Genomic DNA, 16,164 nt, shown 5'->3' with positions numbered 1-16,164 from the left:
TTATACGACACAATCATGAGTAGTTGAGATGCTCATTTTTTATCACTATATAGGTAGTTTGTCTACCTGTCGGATATAACGAGGATATGCGACTTAAAACCCTGAAACTTGCTGGATTTAAATCTTTTGTAGATCCAACATCAGTACCCTTCACAAGCAACCTGGTTGGGGTAATTGGCCCCAACGGTTGCGGAAAATCAAACATCATTGATGCGGTTCGCTGGGTTATGGGGGAGAGCTCTGCCAAACAGTTGCGTGGTGACTCCATGGCGGACGTTATCTTTAATGGCTCCAGTGCACGCAAGCCGGTTGGTCATGCATCTGTGGAGCTTGTTTTTGATAATGCTGCAGGTACATTGCAGGGGCAGTATGCCAGCTTTAGTGAGATCTCTGTCAAGCGCAAGGCCTCAAGAGATGGAAAATCAACCTACTACCTTAACGGAACCAAATGTCGCCGCAGGGATATCATGGATATCTTCCTGGGAACAGGGCTGGGTCCGCGCAGCTATGCAATTATAGAGCAGGGGATGATCTCCAGGTTTGTGGAGGCCAAGCCGGATGATCTGCGTGTACTAATTGAAGAGGCGGCTGGGATCTCAAAATACAAAGAGAGACGACGAGAGACCGAGACCCGCATGCGCCATACGCGCGAGAACCTTGACCGCATAAATGATCTTCGTGAAGAGTTGGGGAAACAGCTGAGACGTCTGGAGCGACAGTCTCGTGTCGCAAAACGTTATCGTCTGCTCAAGGAGGAGGAGCGACTAATGCAGGCACAGCTGCTTGCATTACGTTGGCAGGAGTATGATCGGAAGGCGGCAGAGCAGGGCCAGAAAACTCGTCAGGCTGAGTTGACAGTGCAGGAGCGGCTGGCGCAGCAACGATCAATAGAGGCTGAGATTGAGAAAGGACGTCAACGCCATACAGAATCAAATGAGTCATTTAATGAGGTTCAGGGTCGTTTCTATGCTGCTGGTGCAGAGATTGCCAGAACTGAGCAAAATCTGAAGGGGTTGAAAGAGCGACGTAATCAACTGGCTGATGATCTACAAAAGGCTGAGAGCGCCTGGCACGAGGCCAATGCAATGATTAAGGCGGACCGTCAGCGTATTGTAGAGCTAGAGGAGTCACTATCGAGAGATGATCCTGAATTGCTGAAACTTCAGCAAGAGGATCTCGCGCTGTCGGCACGCTGGGAAGAGGCGGAGAATGCCTGGCATGAGTGGCAATCAGAGCTGGAGGATTTTAATCGTTCGGCTAATGACCCGAAACGTGACGCAGAAATTACCCGTTCAAGGATTGAGCAACTGGAGCGTCAGTTGAAAAATGGTAAGCGCCAGCAGCAACGTCTGCAGGAGGAGCAGCAGCGGCTACCATCCATTGATTCCCGTGAGCTTGAAAATCTGCAGAGTGAACTAGAGCAGAGTGAGGCCGAGATAGAGCAAGCACGCAATAAAAATGATGATATGCGTGAGTCAATCACCAGGCGGCGTGATGAAAACCATAGGGCGGCAGATCAGCTGGATATAAAGCGTGGAGAACTGCAAGGGCTCAAGGGGCGTCTGACCTCGCTGGAGGCATTGCAACAAGACGCATTGGGTCGTGACAAGAGTAGTGTCCAGTCATGGTTAAATCAGAGTGATATTGCAGAAGATACCCTCCGCCTTGCAGAGATGCTCAAGGTGACCACAGGTTGGGAGAAGGCTGTAGAGGTGGCGCTTGGCTCTTATCTGGAGGCAATCCCGGTTGGTGATGATAGTCATCTGCTGGAAAGTGCAGCACATCTCAAGAAAGGTGAGGTTCGCTTTATTACAAAAAACGGTTTACCTGAACCCTCAGTGCCAATAGAGCTTATTGGTGCAACTCCACTAGTTGACTGTGTTGAGGCAAACCCTGAAATTGAGATGCTGCTACAGGGTGTATATGGAGTAGATACCATTCAGCAGGCCCTGCAACTCAGATCGCAGCTGGATACTGGAATGTCCCTGGTTACCAGGGATGGGTTGTGGATTGGCCGTGGCTGGTCACAGGTAGTCAGAGAGGATGATCACAAGGATGGTCTACTGCAGAGAGAGCAGACTATTCGTGAACTCAAACAGCAGCAACAACAGCTTGAGTCAGATCTGAAGAGATTGGAGCAGATTCTGCAAAATGGGCGTAGTGAGCAGAAGGAGCTGGAGCAGGAGCAGCAACAATATCAGGTTGTTATTGACCAACAGGCCGCAGATATATCCTCCCGCAAATCTGAGTTGAGCGGCAGGCTTGCCAGTCAGGAACAGGCAAACCATCGTAGCAAGAGAATTGATGAGGAGCTGTTACAGGCTCGTGAGGAGATTAAGCAGGCAGAAACAGGTGTTCATGAGTTAGGGCTACGCCTCGATATTGCACTGTCAGAAATGGAAGAGAGTGATGCTCAGCGCGAGCAGATGGAGTCAAGGAAGGGAGCGTTGCGCGAGACCATGGACAGATCCAGAGATCGAGCACGTGAAAAGAGAGATCAGCTTCACCGTTTGACCGTGCAGGTTGAGTCATCCAGAACTCGCCTGGAATCCACCCGTAGTGGATTAGCACGTATGGAAGAGCAGCTGGCCTCGGGAGAGGAGAGGCGACAGGATCTTGCACGTTCCAGAGAGGAAATGAAGGCTCCGATCAAGGAGCTTAAGGTGGAGCTGGAAGAGTATCTGGCAAAACAGCTGTTGGTGGAAAATGAGTTGGCTGATGCGCGTCGTCAGCTGGAAGAGATTGAGCACCATTTACGTGAACTTGATGGCACAAGGGTGGAGGCTGAGCAAGATGTACAGGATCTCCGTTCAGCTCATGAGAAACTCTTGCTAGAGGGAGAAGAGGTAAGAGTCCGTTGTCAGACCATGGATGAGCAACTGCAAGAGAGTGGCTACGAAAGGGCGCCACTACTTCGCGAGATGCCGGAAGAGGCAACAGCAGAAAGGTGGCAGGATGATGTGGACGAGATGGCACGCAAAATCCAGCGCCTTGGCCCTATTAATCTTGCCGCCATTGAGGAGTATCAGACAGAGTCAGAGCGCAAGGAGTATCTCGACCAGCAGAATGATGATCTTATTGCAGCACTGGAGACTTTGGAGAGTGCCATTGGAAAAATTGACCGTGAGACCCGTAGTCGCTTCAAGGATACTTTTGACAAAATTAACGATGGTCTGAAAAATAACTTCCCCAGATTGTTTGGTGGTGGACGTGCCCATCTGGAGATGACGGGAGATGACCTGCTGGATACTGGTGTAACTGTCATGGCGCAGCCGCCAGGCAAGAGAAACAGCACTATCCATCTGCTTTCAGGTGGAGAGAAAGCGCTGACTGCAGTGGCGTTGGTGTTCTCTATCTTTGAACTTAATCCGGCACCTTTCTGTATGCTTGATGAGGTTGATGCCCCACTGGACGAGGCCAATGTTGGACGTTTCTGTAACATGGTCAAGCACATGTCCAAGCGAGTGCAGTTCATCTTTATTACCCACAACAAGACTACCATGGAGATATCTGATCATCTATCAGGCGTCACTATGCATGAGCCTGGCGTATCCAGAATGGTTTCAGTGGATATGGAAGAGGCTCAGGTGCTGGCAGCAAGTTAATCGATAATGGGTCTACTAACCAAAATAAAAACCATATTGGAAAAGGGAGATACCCGGCGTCAATCTGGGCAAAATCACGATGAACCAATTGATCTTGGGGAGTGGAGCTTTGATGACGAACATGATCTGGAACTTGATGATATTGATCTGGAAGATGGTGTTGGTGACGGTGTAGCGAGATCTGTAGATGATAGTGATCCTGATAACTCATCTGATGCTGTTGGTTTGGCAGTGACCTTAACAGTCATGGCCAGGGAAGGGGATCACTTTGAGGGTGGAGATCTGTTGCGTGAATTTACTGCAACAGGACTGGAGATGGGGAAGGATGGTTTCTATCATGTCTATTCTGCAGATTCGCAGCGTGGGCGATCACAGGGACAGCAGGAGCCGCCACTGTTTACCGTAAGCAACGTATTGGCACCTGGGGTGTTTGATCAACAACAGATTATGAATCTTAGAACTACGGGGATAGCACTCTTCTTCCGGTTGCCGAGTAAATATTCTGGTAAACAGGCATTTGAAAAGATGGCTGAGACATCACATAAAATTGCTGTAGGTCTGGGTGGGCAGGTCTGTGATAGTGAGAGAAAGGCATTAACTCCACACTCGCTGCAAAATTTGCGGGATCAAGTTTACGAATTTGAGTACAACCAGGAGCTGGAGAGTCGCAGGGCAGCCATTGAGCAGCCAAAATAGAGATGAGTGGACAGTCTCCTCTGCCCGCAGCTCGTGCTCAAGAGTTGCGTGATCAGCTTAACTACCATAACCACCGCTACTACACCCTGGACTCCCCGGAGATTCTGGATTCAGAATATGATGCTCTTTTTAGGGAGCTACAGGGGCTGGAGCAGAATTATCCTGAGCTAAAGAGAGATGACTCTCCCACAAGACGAGTGGGGGGGGAGATACTTTCAGCCTTTGAGTCAGTAGATCATGAGACCCCAATGGCCTCACTGGATAATGCCTTTAGCTATTCCGAGATGGAAGGTTTTGAGAGGAGAGTGAGAGAGCGTGGTGAAATAGAGCATATAGAGTATGTAATTGAGCCAAAACTGGATGGGCTGGCACTTAATCTTCTTTATATAGATGGTGTTCTGGTTCGTGGCGCAACACGAGGAGATGGCCAAACAGGTGAGGATGTAACCTCTAATATACGTACCATACCCACAATTCCATTTAGGTTGCATGGTGATAATCTCCCCGATCGCCTTGAGGTTAGAGGTGAGGTATTCATCTCCATAGATGACTTCAAGCGACTGAACCAGTCCCAGAGTGTTGCTGGAGAGAAACTGTTTGCAAACCCCAGAAATGCCGCGGCCGGCAGTCTGCGTCAACTTGACTCATCAATAACCGCAAAGCGACCACTCTCTTTCATAAGTTATGGCATCGGTATTCAACAGGGAGGGGAAAAAGCAGAGAGCTATCAACAGCTGATTGAGCAACTTTCATCATGGGGGATACCAATATCAACAGAGTCACAGGTGGTGAGCGGGTTGGATGGCTGTGCAGAGGTTTATGCGGATCTCCTGTCACGAAGAGAGGTGCTTCCCTATGAGATCGATGGGGTTGTATTTAAAGTGAACTCATTTCAGCTGCAGCAGAAGTTGGGCTCTACCTCACGAGCTCCGCGCTGGGCTATTGCATGGAAATTTCCTGCCGAAGAGGCAACCACAGAGTTGCTATCGATAGATCTACAGGTTGGTCGTACCGGAGCTTTGACGCCGGTGGCACGTCTTGCGCCGGTGGATGTTGGCGGTGTTACAGTCTCCAACGCGACCCTCCATAACGAGGATGAGGTGCAGCGCAAGGATGTAAGAGTTGGAGATACAGTGGTGGTTCGTCGTGCAGGAGATGTAATCCCAGAAGTGGTTAGAACCATACCGGATAAACGACCGCACTATACTGAGATATGGAAGATGCCAAACAGCTGTCCTGTATGTGGTTCTGAGGTTCTGCGTGAAGAGGATAAAAGTGTGGCTCGCTGTAGTGGAGGGCTCTTCTGTCCAGCACAACGCAAGGAGGCCATATGGCATTTCGCCTCTCGCAAAGGCCTGGATATAGAGGGGTTGGGTGGAAAGCTTATAGATCAGCTGGTAGATGAGAAGATCATTGCAACTGCAGCAGATCTTTTCAGCATTAATTCGGAACAGCTCTCATCTTTGCAGAGGATGGGAGATAAATCAGCAGACAATCTTGTAGGGTCGCTGAGCAAGAGCAGAAAAACCACGTTACCACGGCTTCTATTCGCTCTCGGCATACCTGAAGTGGGAGAGGCAACCGCCCGTTCCATTGCTATCCATTTTGGTGATCTGGAGCCAATCATGCAGGCAACCATTGATGATCTGCAGGTGGTGGATGATGTTGGCCCTGTTGTTGCGCATAACATATTTACCTTTTTTCGACAGGATCATAATCGTAAGGTTATTGAGAGTCTGCTACGATCAGGGGTGGTCTGGGAGACAATCATCCCCCAGGAGAGACTGCCACAACCACTACTTGGAGAGAGTTACGTAATCACAGGTACTCTGCGCAATATGAAACGGTCAGAGGCCAAAGAGAGACTGCAGGCCATGGGTGCAAAGGTTACGGGTTCAGTCTCAAAGAAGACAACTGCACTGATCTGTGGTGAGGATCCAGGGTCAAAAAAAGTAAAGGCAGAGACACTTGGTATTCAGGTTTTGGATGAAGAGGGGCTGCAGAGTCTATTGCGGTCGTAGCATCACCTGAACAGTTCTACGTAATCCCTGTAGATGCATCTGTCCATAACGGTAAAAATATTCGCATCACTGGCGCGTTGAGCTGACTCTGCATGAATCACCCCCTCCTGTAGCCAGATTGCAGGAATCTCCAGAGAGATAGTATCGTCAACAATGGCGGGCACATGTTCTGGTGCACGAAATACATCTACCAGATCAATCGGGCCTTGAATCTCATCAAGTGAACCATAAACAGTTTCACCAAGAATCTCTCCACCTCCCGGGCGTACAGGAATAATACGAAACCCATATGTCTGCATGGCTGCAGAGACACGATGGCTGGGTCTGTTTGGCTGAGAGGAGATCCCCACCACAGCTATGGTGTGGATCTCCCTCAGCCTGGTATGAATCTGATCAAGAGAGGGGTTGGTAAACACTACTTCTCCTTCAGACCTGCTTCAACACTTGCAGGTTTTTATCCCCAGAACTGTATAGGCAGGACACCAGGACAAGAGTCCGGTAGCCAGAGGAACAACACCAATATACCCCCAGACAGGCAACATCCCAGCTGCAGTTGCTGCGATTAGAGCAACACCAATTACAATACGCAAAATTCGATCAATACCACCTACATTTTTAGACATTGAAAACTCCTTTGTTGGATTAAAAGAACAGCGCGTAAGAGTATAGCCTAATTGTTTCTATAAAATTTCAAGCTTATCCGTAGGTGCAGAGGTATGCAGTTTCTGTCTCAACCTACCCCCACTGTTGCCGGCAGAGTTTCGGTCTGAAATGCGATTGATACCACGTCTCCATCAAAATATTGGTTGGTTTTTAGCATCTCTTTTTCCTTTATTTGATTTTAATGCTCAGGGCATGAATCTCACTATCCATTAGGGGCTCAACAGCACTGTAGACCAGTCTGTGTTGCTGGAGCATGTTTTTTCCGGCAAACAGTGGTGATGCTATATGTACAGTGTAGTGACCGGCACCACCGGCACTTTTGTGTCCGGCGTGTTCATCAGAATTATCCTCAATCTCCAGAAAAGTCGGGGAGATGTGGTCACTCAGGAGAGCATGAATAGCTTTTATCCGTTCCTCAGCAGTCAAGGCAGCACCTTTTTGAAGGGTTTTACCGTCACACTCTGATAGACATTGGCTGCAATATAGGGGTCACTATCTGCCCACTGTTGGGCAGACTCAAGAGATGGGAATTCTGCAACCACCAGGCTTCCGGTAAATCCGGCAGGGCCAGGGTCTTCACTATCTATGGCGGGATGGGGGCCGGCAAGAACAAGACGACCCTCGCTGCGCAGCCTCTCCAGCCGTGCAAGATGGTCTGGACGAGTTGCCACTCTATCCTCAAGGCTGTCGTCACGATCCTGGCTGATGATGGCGTATAGCATTTATCTATCCTCTATTTGTCGTTCTGGTATCTCTGCTTGAATCTCCTCGGGCTCTTCCTGGATGTGTCTGGTCATATAGAAGGCCTGCGCAACCACAAAGGTAAAAGTTAACCCCATAACCCCAAACAGCTTGAAGTTAACCCAGATCTCCTCTCGGGTTTTTTCATCCATCTCCAGGCCATAATAGAAGGCAACGTATACATTGATGAAGCCTACAATTATGAAGAATATTCCCCAGCTCCAGTTGAGTCTGTGCCATATATTGTCTGCAAGGGTGACACTGCTACCCATCATCCGTTCAGCAAGCGGTTTCTCTCCAATGTAACTGCTTGCAATGAACGCGAGCCCGAAGACCCAGTTTACAACGGAGACCTTCCATTTTATAAAGGCCGCATCCTGAAAGATAAGTGTTGCCCCCCCCAGTACTGTAATCAGTCCAAGAGTTACAAGATGCATCTTCTCGAAGCGGCGGTGTTTGAGCCAGAAAATGGACACCTGAATGGCGGATGCTGCGATCGCAACTGCGGTGGCAACAAAGATGCCATACATCTTGTAGGCGACAAAAAAGAGGATAACAGGGAAGAGATCAAACAGAAATTTCATTGCAGGAGGAGTAAAATAGCATCTTTAGTAAAGTTCCTAATCATACCATACCAATCCATGTTTAATTACGATCTCCATAGCCACTCTACAGTCTCTGATGGAACACTTACCCCCAGTGATCTGGTGCGCCGTGCCCGGGATAAGGGGGTTGATGTGCTGGCACTTACTGATCACGATGAGGTGGCCGGTTATGGTGCGGCAGTTGTGGAGTCCAGGAGAGTTGGGATCCAGTTGTTGGCAGGAGTAGAGATCTCCGTAACCTGGGGGCGACAGACAGTTCACATTGTAGGTCTTGATGTTGATCCTGATAGCGCTGGTCTGGTAAAAGGTTTAAGCCATCTGCGTGATTATAGAAAATGGCGCGGAGAGGAGATTGGACGTCGCCTGGAGAATGCAGGTTTTGTTGATGCCTATAGTGGTGCTTTGGAGTATCAGCAGGGAGATCTGCTGACACGTACCCATTATGGTCGTTTTCTGGTTGGTGTTGGGGCAGTGGAAACAATGCAGGATGCCTTTAAAAAATATCTACTTAGAGGTCGGCCTGGTTATGTGAGTGGGAAGTGGGCATCGATGGAGGAGGCACTGCAGTGGATTCATGACGCTGGTGGGGTTGCAGTTGTGGCCCATCCCGCACGTTATGGAATGACCCGTACGAAACTTAGAAGCATGTTGGGGGAATTTATTGAGTGTGGGGGTGAGGGGTTGGAGGTGGTATCCAGTAGCCACAATGGAAATGAGATTCAGACCATGGGGCAGCATGCGGTTCAATTGGGGCTTGCGGCATCCAGGGGGTCTGATTTCCATGACCCCGGCAATCGCTGGGTTGAGCTTGGTCGTCTGCCGTCACTGCCAAAAAAATGTGAACCAATATGGGAACGTTGGGAGCTTGGCCGGCACCCCAGAGTTCCGCAAACTGCAAACAGATAACGCACTACCAACTATGGCACCTATCCTGGAGATTCATCCAATAAATCCGCAGCCGAGGTTAATCCGGCAGGCAGTAGAGGTAATTCGTAGAGGAGGAGTTATCGCCTATCCAACAGATTCCAGTTATGCCCTGGGGTGTCATCTTGGTGACAAGCAGGCTATGGAGAGGATACGAAAAATACGTAAGGTTGGGAGTGACCATAATTTTACCCTGGTCTGCCCAAACCTCTCTGACCTGAGTCTCTATGCAAAGGTTGACAACACCTCCTTTCGCTTGATGAAGCATGTTATGCCTGGCCCCTATACATTGATCCTAAAGGCCAGTCGTGAGGTGCCGCGCCGCTTGCAACACCCAAAGCGCAAGACCATCGGGCTTCGTGTTCCTGACAACAGGGTTGCACATGCGTTGATGGAAGATCTTGGCGAGCCTCTGATGAGCTCCACACTGATCCCGCCGGGTGAAGAATTTCCCCTGAATGATCCTCATGATATAGATGAGCAGATGGGGCATGCACTGGATCTTATTATCGATGGGGGGCGTTGTGGTGTGGAGCCAACAACTGTAGTAAATATGGTTGATGGAATCCCTGAAGTTGTGCGGGCAGGTTGTGGTGATCCGTCACCATTTGAGCGATAATCAACCGCAATGAATTCATTTTCCATGATCCAGACAATAGCAATCTGGGCGCTCCCGGTTCTCTTTGCGATTACGGTCCATGAGGTTGCACATGGCTGGGTAGCCAAGCAGTTTGGTGACAAGACAGCAATGATGATGGGGAGACTGACCCTTAATCCGGTAAAGCATATTGACCCAATGGGGACAGTGTTGGTGCCCCTGTTACTCGTTGTATTGCAGACGGGGTTTGTTTTTGGATGGGCAAAACCGGTTCCGGTTACAACAGAAAATCTGCGTAACCCCAAGATAGACATGGTATGGGTTGCCATTGCGGGACCACTCTCCAATGGAGTAATGGCACTGTTATGGCTTATCGCGATTGTTGTGGGGGTTGGGATACACAACTCACTGCCGCTGGTGTCCGAGCCACTTATCTATATGGGACAAGCAGGCATATTAATTAATGTGGTCTTGATGGTTCTTAATCTGTTGCCACTACCGCCACTGGATGGGGGAAGGGTAGTTACCGGTCTTCTGCCGGGCAGGCTCTCATGGAAGTTCAGCAGAATAGAACCTTATGGTTTTTTCATTCTTATTGGACTATTGGCAACAGGTATTCTTGGACAGATTATGGGGCCGTTGATAAACGGCATAAGTGGAATTCTCTTCTCATTGGCCGGATTTTGATGGCCGGTTATTAATTTATGAACTCAATTACCAACAATAGCTCTACCATACCGGCACAATTTCAGCGTGTGGTCTCGGGGATGCGCCCAACTGGCAATCTGCACCTCGGCCATTACCATGGGGTGCTTAAAAACTGGGTTCACCTGCAGCACGAGTATGAGTGTTTTTTCTTTGTGGCAGACTGGCATGCACTGACTACCCATTACGAAGATCCATCAGTGATTGATAAAAGCGTCTGGGAGATGGTTATTGACTGGCTGGCTGCCGGAGTAAATCCGACATCTGCCAAAATCTTTGTGCAGTCACAGGTGCCGGAACATGCCGAGCTTCATACCCTGCTCTCGATGATAACCCCGTTAAGCTGGCTTGAACGGGTTCCAACCTACAAGGATCAGCAGGAAAAGTTGAAGGAGAAAGATCTCTCTACCTATGGTTTTCTTGGTTATCCGTTACTGCAGAGCGCAGATATCCTTGCCTATCGTGCAGGGCAGGTTCCGGTTGGAGAAGATCAGGTGGCCCACGTTGAGTTGACCCGCGAGGTGGCGCGCCGCTTTAACCATCTATATGGCAAAGAGCCAGGTTTTGAGGAGAAGGCAGAGAGTGCCGCCAAAAAGATGGGGAAGAAGAACGCCAAACTCTATGGTCGACTACGCAGAAGTTTTCAGGAAGAGGGTGACCATGAGGCACTGGAGACGGCACGCGCACTACTGGAGTCGCAACAGAATATTACAATTGGTGATCGGGAGCGTCTCTTTGGTTATCTCGAGGGGGGAGGCAAGATTATTCTCCCGGAACCACAGGCTCTGCTGACCAAAGCATCAAAGATGCCAGGGCTGGATGGGCAGAAGATGTCAAAATCCTATAACAACACCATCTCTCTCAGAGAGGATCCGGCAGAGGCCGAGAAGAAAATCCGCACCATGCCAACAGATCCTGCGCGGGTTCGGCTTACCGATCCTGGTGATCCTGCAAAATGCCCGGTCTGGGATTTTCATCATATCTACACAAGCGAGAGTGACCGTAAAGATCTGGCTGAAGGATGTCGTACCGCATCTATCGGATGCCTGGATTGTAAGCAGTCTGTGGTTGATGGAGTACTAAAGGAGCTGGTGCCCATGCGTGAGCGTGCGCAGAAATTTACCGAGGAGCCAAATTTGGTGAGAAACATTATTGAAGAGGGTGGTGAGCTGGCTCGTGAGGAGGCAAGACGAACCATGGTTGAGGTTCGTCAGGCGATGGGTCTGGTCTATTAGCAGTTAATTGGGGATACTAAAGTGAATCAAGAGTTGCCACTGGAGGAGAGTTCAACAGTTGTTGATCCAGAGTACGAGAAGATGCTGAGAGGAATTAGGGTCTCTGGAGAGGCGCTACAGGAGCTCCCAAAAGATCTCTATATTCCACCTGAGGCACTCAAGGTGGTGCTGGAGGCGTTTGAGGGTCCGGTTGATCTTCTTCTGTACCTTATCAAGCGCCAAAATCTGGACATTCTGAATATTCCAATTGCCGAGGTGACTCGTCAGTACATGGAGTATGTCGAGATGATGCGGGCCCTGAATCTGGAGATGGCAGCAGAGTATCTGGTTATGGCTGCCATGCTGGCTGAGATCAAATCAAGGATGTTGTTGCCTCGTCATGAAGAGATTGAGGATGAAGATGATCCTCGCGCTGAACTGATTCGTCGTCTCCAGGAGTATGAGCAGCTGAAGAGAGCGGCGGAGGAGCTGAACGAACTGCCGCGAATGGAGAGAGACATAAATTCAGTAGAGATTGCGGCACCTGTTCGTGGCGCACGTCCTCAGCCAGAGGTGCAGATACAGGCACTACTAACCGCATTTAGTGATGTTCTGCAGCGGGCAGAGCTGTTTAATAGCCACCATGTGCAGCGTGAGCCACTCTCTATTAGGGAGCGCATGAGCAGTGTTCTGGTGTTGCTTGAAGAGGGGGCGGAATTTGTTGAGTTTGGCTCCCTGTTTCAGGTTGAAGAGGGGCGCGCGGGTGTAGTGATTACACTGATGGCCATCCTCGAGCTGATCAAGGATTCACTGATTGGTATTGTACAGAATGAGCCTTACGGGCCAATCTACATCAGCTCACCAAATGAAAGATCGATGGAAAGTGGAGAGGAGCAATAATGGAGATGAGTCTGAAAAACATTATCGAGGCCGCATTGATGGCCTCAGGCAAGCCACTAAACATAAAGGTATTGCGATCGCTCTTTGAAGAGGGGGCAGAGCCCGAGCGACAAGAGATTGTCGAGGTATTGAGGCAGTTGCAGAGTGAGAGTGAAGGGCATGGTTATGAGGTTATTGAGGTTGCCAGTGGCTGGAGAATGCAGGTCAGACAGGATCTATCCACCTGGATTAACCGTCTTTGGGAAGAGAAACCGGCCCGTTATTCACGCGCACTGCTTGAGACCATGTCATTGATTGCATATCGCCAACCAATTACCAGAGGAGAGATTGAAGAGATCCGCGGAGTAGCAGTCAGCACCAACATCATGAAGACCCTGCAAGAGAGAGAGTGGATTCGCCTGCTCGGTCACAAGGATGTGCCGGGGCGTCCTGCAATGTATGGCACAACAAAAAAATTCCTCGACTACTTTGGGCTGAGAACACTGGAAGAGCTGCCAACCCTGATGGAGCTGAAAGAGCTTGGTGCCATGAATGGCGAATTTGAGCTGGAGCAGGAGGAGCCTGAGCTTGATGATGACGGTGATGATTCCTCAAGAGCTGATCTCAGACTGGTCGTGAACGAGAGTAGTACATAGTGACAGAGCAGAAACCTGATGAGCCGGCAGGAGAGCGCCTGCAGAAGGTAATGGCGCGGGCCGGTATAGGCTCTCGTCGTCAGGTTGAGAGGTGGATGAAAGAGGGGCGGGTCAAGGTCAATCGTCAGCCTGCCGAATTGGGGGTAAGAGTAACCGCCAGCGATGAGATTCGTTTTGATGGGGAGCTGATTAATCCATTCCCCAAAAGCGGGATGCGCAATAGAAGCAGGGTAATTCTATACAATAAGCCCGCAAGACAGATGACCACCCGTAGTGATCCGGAGGGGCGTGACACCGTATTCAAACATCTGCCAAAAATACGGGGCGCGCGCTGGATCTCGGTCGGAAGACTGGACTACAACACCTCTGGACTCTTGCTTTTTACTACAGACGGTGATCTTGCCAACCGCTTGATGCATCCATCTGCCGAGGTGGAGCGTGAATATGCAGTCCGCACCCTGGGGGGGGCAACAGATGAGCAACTGGACCAGCTCATCAAGGGGGTTGAGCTTGAGGATGGTGTAGCCAAATTTTCCGATATTGTGGACTCCGGTGGCCAGGGGGTAAACCATTGGTACCATGTGGTGTTGCAGGAGGGGCGCAACCGCGAGGTTAGAAGAATGTGGGAGGCGGTAGGGTTAACAGTGAGCCGCCTTATGAGAGTTCGCTATGGCCCCATCTTTCTGGGCAAACAGGTTCGTGCAGGCAAGAGTCGTGAACTCACCCAGGAAGAGATTGCAGAATTGAGAAATGTGGCCAGAGTTGATGAGGCAAAAGAGTAGCCCCAGACAACTATTCAGGGAGCTTTATAACCACTACGGCCCCCAAAACTGGTGGCCAGCAGAGACCCCGTTCGAGGTGATGGTTGGGGCAATCCTCACCCAAAACACTGCATGGGAACGTGTTGAGACCGCAATTGATAACCTGCGCACGAATAATCTGTTGTCTGCTGAGGCTATTCTCTCTACGGCCCAACCAAAACTTGCTGAGCTGATTCGGCCATCCGGTTACTTTAATCAAAAGGCCAAGCGCCTACATGGTTACTGCGCCTGGTACATTGAGAATGAAAAATATCTATGGGAGATGGATAGCGAGCAGCTTCGTGAGGAGTTGTTGCAGATCAATGGAGTAGGGCCAGAGACTGCTGATGATATTCTCCTGTATGCATTTGAGCGCCCGGTTTTTGTGGTCGATGCCTACACCAGGAGAATCTTTCAGCGTACTGGAGCAATCTCGGGTGATGAACCATACGAGATGATCCGCCATCTGGTAGAGAGGGATTTTCGGACGGAAGGTGGTGGAGGCCTGGTAAAACAGTTAAATGAATTTCACGCCTTGATAGTGGAGCATGCCAAGCAACACTGTAAAAAACGGCCATCATGTAAAAACTGCCCCATCTCTTGTGATTTTCAATACTTAATTCAGGGGTAGTTAAGTATTGTCTCCTCATAATTCTGTTCTTTATGGTGCGTTATCTTCTTTAGACCTATCTTTAGCTCCTTGTTCGGGACGGTTATTTGAGAAGGATTCCATAATTTGTTACTGTTTGGGTTGAAATAAATCAAGAGGTTACCGGGTGGCTTTGGGCTCCCTCTATGAGATCAATGCTCTCGATAATATACGGAATCCGCATAGTGCCATATTTAGAGATTCCGTCTAATATACTGTTAGGCAATCAACCCCATTATATAGACCGGCCATGTTTATACTATATAATCTCTTATCAACATGACCATTCTCATCCTTTATGTGGCAGTCGCCTTGCTCTTTTCGTTTTTATGCTCCATTGCAGAGGCGGTACTACTCCGTGTAACTACGGCCCATATCAGGGGGCTTGAGCAGGAAGGGAGAATTTCAGGGTCGCTGTTACGTGAGTTAAAGGGGGATATCAACAAGCCGTTGGCAGCAATTCTCACACTAAACACTATTGCCCATACCGTAGGTGCTGTCGGTGCCGGTGCACAAGCAGTCCTGGTGTTTGGCAACGCTTGGGTAGGGTTGTTTTCTGCAATTCTGACGCTGATGATTCTGGTGTTTTCGGAGATTATCCCGAAAACACTGGGTGCAACATACTGGCGTGCTTTGGCAGGCGTTACAGCACAAGGACTTAGATTCCTTATAAAGATGCTGTACCCATTTGTAGTTTTATCTGAATTATTGACACGCGGAATTTCACGCAATAAGAAAATCGAAGGCTTCAACCGCGAAGAGTTTGCTGCCATGGCAGAACTTGGTGAGCAGGAAGGGCAACTAGAAGAGCGGGAATCACGAATCCTGAAAAACATGTTTAGGCTTCACGAAACAATCGTCACCGACGTGATGACGCCCCGTCCCGTGGTGTTTTCATTACCCGAATCGCTAACAGTTTATGAATATTTCGATAATCACTACGATTCGCGTTTTTCACGCATTCCCGTTTATGCAGAAAACGATGAAATGTTCACCGGCTTTGTGCTCAAGGATGATTTATTATTGGCGCAGGCGCGAAACAATACTGACAATAAACTTGAGTCTTATCGACGTAATCTGCATACATTGTCAGATAAAACCTCATTATCTGATGCATTTGACGAAGTGCTACACCAGAGAGCGCACATAATGGTAATCATCGATGAATACGGCGGCATGGAGGGCATAATTACTATGGAAGATATCCTGGAAACCCTGCTCGGGCTGGAGATAATGGATGAAAGTGATAAGACAGCTGACATGCAACAATATGCTCGACGCATGTGGAAAAAACGGGCACAGGCAATGGGTATTACGCTGCCTAAAGATGAAGATTCTATTTAAGTATTTGCCTAACGAATAAGGTTAGATTGTGATTCTCGCGCTCAAATGCGGCCCCACCCATCAA

General features: G+C 49.3%; 17 protein-coding genes and 1 pseudogene. 12 read left to right on the top strand and 6 right to left on the bottom strand.

What is annotated here, in order from left to right; all coding sequences use genetic code 11:
- Positions 1 to 86: 86 nt before the first annotated feature.
- Genes smc through ligA form a run of 3 tightly spaced genes read left to right on the top strand, consistent with a single transcriptional unit; the run spans position 87 to position 6,322 of the window.
- Positions 87 to 3,605, top strand: coding sequence for a chromosome segregation protein SMC (gene smc, locus H8D24_06635; GenBank protein MBC8520063.1), 3,519 nt, complete (start codon positions 87 to 89; stop codon positions 3,603 to 3,605).
- A 6-nt stretch (positions 3,606 to 3,611) separates the two neighbouring features.
- Positions 3,612 to 4,301, top strand: a complete 690-nt coding sequence (locus tag H8D24_06630; protein ID MBC8520062.1) for a cell division protein ZipA C-terminal FtsZ-binding domain-containing protein — start codon at positions 3,612 to 3,614, stop codon at positions 4,299 to 4,301.
- Positions 4,302 to 4,303: 2 nt separating this feature from the next.
- Positions 4,304 to 6,322, top strand: coding sequence for an NAD-dependent DNA ligase LigA (gene ligA / locus H8D24_06625; GenBank protein ID MBC8520061.1), 2,019 nt, complete (start codon positions 4,304 to 4,306; stop codon positions 6,320 to 6,322).
- A gap of 2 nt (positions 6,323 to 6,324) precedes the next feature.
- Here the strand turns inward: ligA and H8D24_06620 are convergent, their stop codons facing one another.
- From H8D24_06620 to H8D24_06595, 6 genes and pseudogenes are all read right to left on the bottom strand, one after another.
- Positions 6,325 to 6,738, bottom strand: a complete 414-nt coding sequence (locus H8D24_06620) for a CoA-binding protein (protein ID MBC8520060.1) — start codon at positions 6,736 to 6,738, stop codon at positions 6,325 to 6,327.
- Positions 6,739 to 6,759: 21 nt separating this feature from the next.
- Positions 6,760 to 6,945 (bottom strand): DUF2892 domain-containing protein, encoded by a 186-nt coding sequence (locus H8D24_06615; protein MBC8520059.1) that lies wholly within the window; start codon positions 6,943 to 6,945, stop codon positions 6,760 to 6,762.
- Between the two features lie 113 nt (positions 6,946 to 7,058).
- Positions 7,059 to 7,142 (bottom strand): annotated as a pseudogene (locus tag H8D24_06610) (pyrimidine/purine nucleoside phosphorylase).
- Positions 7,143 to 7,153: 11 nt separating this feature from the next.
- The gene (locus H8D24_06605) at positions 7,154 to 7,411 is read right to left on the bottom strand and encodes a BolA family transcriptional regulator (protein MBC8520058.1); all 258 of its coding nucleotides are present in this window, start codon (positions 7,409 to 7,411) and stop codon (positions 7,154 to 7,156) included.
- Positions 7,408 to 7,707: a YciI family protein gene (locus H8D24_06600; GenBank protein MBC8520057.1), complete on the bottom strand. Its 300-nt coding sequence runs from the start codon at positions 7,705 to 7,707 to the stop codon at positions 7,408 to 7,410. Before H8D24_06600 ends, H8D24_06605 begins: the two co-directional genes overlap by 4 nt.
- Positions 7,708 to 8,310, bottom strand: coding sequence for a septation protein A (locus H8D24_06595; protein ID MBC8520056.1), 603 nt, complete (start codon positions 8,308 to 8,310; stop codon positions 7,708 to 7,710).
- Positions 8,311 to 8,367: 57 nt separating this feature from the next.
- On the opposite strand from H8D24_06595, the gene H8D24_06590 reads away from it, so the two are divergent.
- The 9 genes from H8D24_06590 to H8D24_06550 all read left to right on the top strand — a co-directional run bounded on the left by H8D24_06590 (position 8,368) and on the right by H8D24_06550 (position 16,100).
- The gene (locus H8D24_06590; GenBank protein MBC8520055.1) at positions 8,368 to 9,237 is read left to right on the top strand and encodes a PHP domain-containing protein; all 870 of its coding nucleotides are present in this window, start codon (positions 8,368 to 8,370) and stop codon (positions 9,235 to 9,237) included.
- A gap of 13 nt (positions 9,238 to 9,250) precedes the next feature.
- Positions 9,251 to 9,874: a threonylcarbamoyl-AMP synthase gene (locus tag H8D24_06585; protein MBC8520054.1), complete on the top strand. Its 624-nt coding sequence runs from the start codon at positions 9,251 to 9,253 to the stop codon at positions 9,872 to 9,874.
- Positions 9,875 to 9,883: 9 nt separating this feature from the next.
- On the top strand, positions 9,884 to 10,540 hold the full coding sequence (locus H8D24_06580; protein MBC8520053.1) for a site-2 protease family protein: 657 nt from the start codon (positions 9,884 to 9,886) through the stop codon (positions 10,538 to 10,540).
- A 17-nt stretch (positions 10,541 to 10,557) separates the two neighbouring features.
- Positions 10,558 to 11,793 carry a tryptophan--tRNA ligase gene (locus H8D24_06575; GenBank protein MBC8520052.1) on the top strand — a complete coding sequence of 412 codons (1,236 nt, stop codon included), beginning with the start codon at positions 10,558 to 10,560 and terminating at the stop codon, positions 11,791 to 11,793.
- Positions 11,794 to 11,874: 81 nt separating this feature from the next.
- Positions 11,875 to 12,672, top strand: coding sequence for a segregation/condensation protein A (locus tag H8D24_06570; protein MBC8520051.1), 798 nt, complete (start codon positions 11,875 to 11,877; stop codon positions 12,670 to 12,672).
- Positions 12,672 to 13,307, top strand: coding sequence for an SMC-Scp complex subunit ScpB (gene scpB, locus H8D24_06565; GenBank protein MBC8520050.1), 636 nt, complete (start codon positions 12,672 to 12,674; stop codon positions 13,305 to 13,307). The genes H8D24_06570 and scpB overlap by 1 nt, the downstream gene beginning before the upstream one ends.
- 50 nt (positions 13,308 to 13,357) lie before the next feature.
- Positions 13,358 to 14,089, top strand: a complete 732-nt coding sequence (locus H8D24_06560; protein MBC8520049.1) for a pseudouridine synthase — start codon at positions 13,358 to 13,360, stop codon at positions 14,087 to 14,089.
- Entirely contained in the window at positions 14,073 to 14,738 is a 666-nt protein-coding gene (locus H8D24_06555) for an endonuclease III domain-containing protein (protein ID MBC8520048.1), read from the top strand. The genes H8D24_06560 and H8D24_06555 overlap by 17 nt, the downstream gene beginning before the upstream one ends.
- A gap of 297 nt (positions 14,739 to 15,035) precedes the next feature.
- A complete protein-coding gene (locus tag H8D24_06550) occupies positions 15,036 to 16,100 on the top strand; it encodes an HlyC/CorC family transporter (GenBank protein MBC8520047.1) in 1,065 nt (354 codons plus the stop codon).
- Positions 16,101 to 16,164: the final 64 nt, after the last annotated feature.

Source organism: Candidatus Thiopontia autotrophica (assembly GCA_014384675.1).
Lineage (GTDB): Bacteria > Pseudomonadota > Gammaproteobacteria.
Note: the sequence above shows the minus strand (reverse complement) of the source record. Positions and strands in the feature narration are given on the sequence as shown.

Coding starts and splice junctions, on each gene's coding strand:
- H8D24_06550 (MBC8520047.1), top strand. CDS start 15,036: ATGACCATTCTCATCCTTTATGTGGCAGTCGCCTTGCTCTTTTCGTTT.
- H8D24_06580 (MBC8520053.1), top strand. CDS start 9,884: ATGAATTCATTTTCCATGATCCAGACAATAGCAATCTGGGCGCTCCCG.
- H8D24_06555 (MBC8520048.1), top strand. CDS start 14,073: ATGAGGCAAAAGAGTAGCCCCAGACAACTATTCAGGGAGCTTTATAAC.
- H8D24_06595 (MBC8520056.1), bottom strand. CDS start 8,310: ATGAAATTTCTGTTTGATCTCTTCCCTGTTATCCTCTTTTTTGTCGCC.
- H8D24_06600 (MBC8520057.1), bottom strand. CDS start 7,707: ATGCTATACGCCATCATCAGCCAGGATCGTGACGACAGCCTTGAGGAT.
- scpB (MBC8520050.1), top strand. CDS start 12,672: ATGGAGATGAGTCTGAAAAACATTATCGAGGCCGCATTGATGGCCTCA.
- H8D24_06590 (MBC8520055.1), top strand. CDS start 8,368: ATGTTTAATTACGATCTCCATAGCCACTCTACAGTCTCTGATGGAACA.
- H8D24_06630 (MBC8520062.1), top strand. CDS start 3,612: ATGGGTCTACTAACCAAAATAAAAACCATATTGGAAAAGGGAGATACC.
- H8D24_06615 (MBC8520059.1), bottom strand. CDS start 6,945: ATGTCTAAAAATGTAGGTGGTATTGATCGAATTTTGCGTATTGTAATT.
- H8D24_06570 (MBC8520051.1), top strand. CDS start 11,875: ATGCTGAGAGGAATTAGGGTCTCTGGAGAGGCGCTACAGGAGCTCCCA.
- H8D24_06575 (MBC8520052.1), top strand. CDS start 10,558: ATGAACTCAATTACCAACAATAGCTCTACCATACCGGCACAATTTCAG.
- H8D24_06585 (MBC8520054.1), top strand. CDS start 9,251: ATGGCACCTATCCTGGAGATTCATCCAATAAATCCGCAGCCGAGGTTA.
- smc (MBC8520063.1), top strand. CDS start 87: ATGCGACTTAAAACCCTGAAACTTGCTGGATTTAAATCTTTTGTAGAT.
- ligA (MBC8520061.1), top strand. CDS start 4,304: ATGAGTGGACAGTCTCCTCTGCCCGCAGCTCGTGCTCAAGAGTTGCGT.
- H8D24_06560 (MBC8520049.1), top strand. CDS start 13,358: ATGGCGCGGGCCGGTATAGGCTCTCGTCGTCAGGTTGAGAGGTGGATG.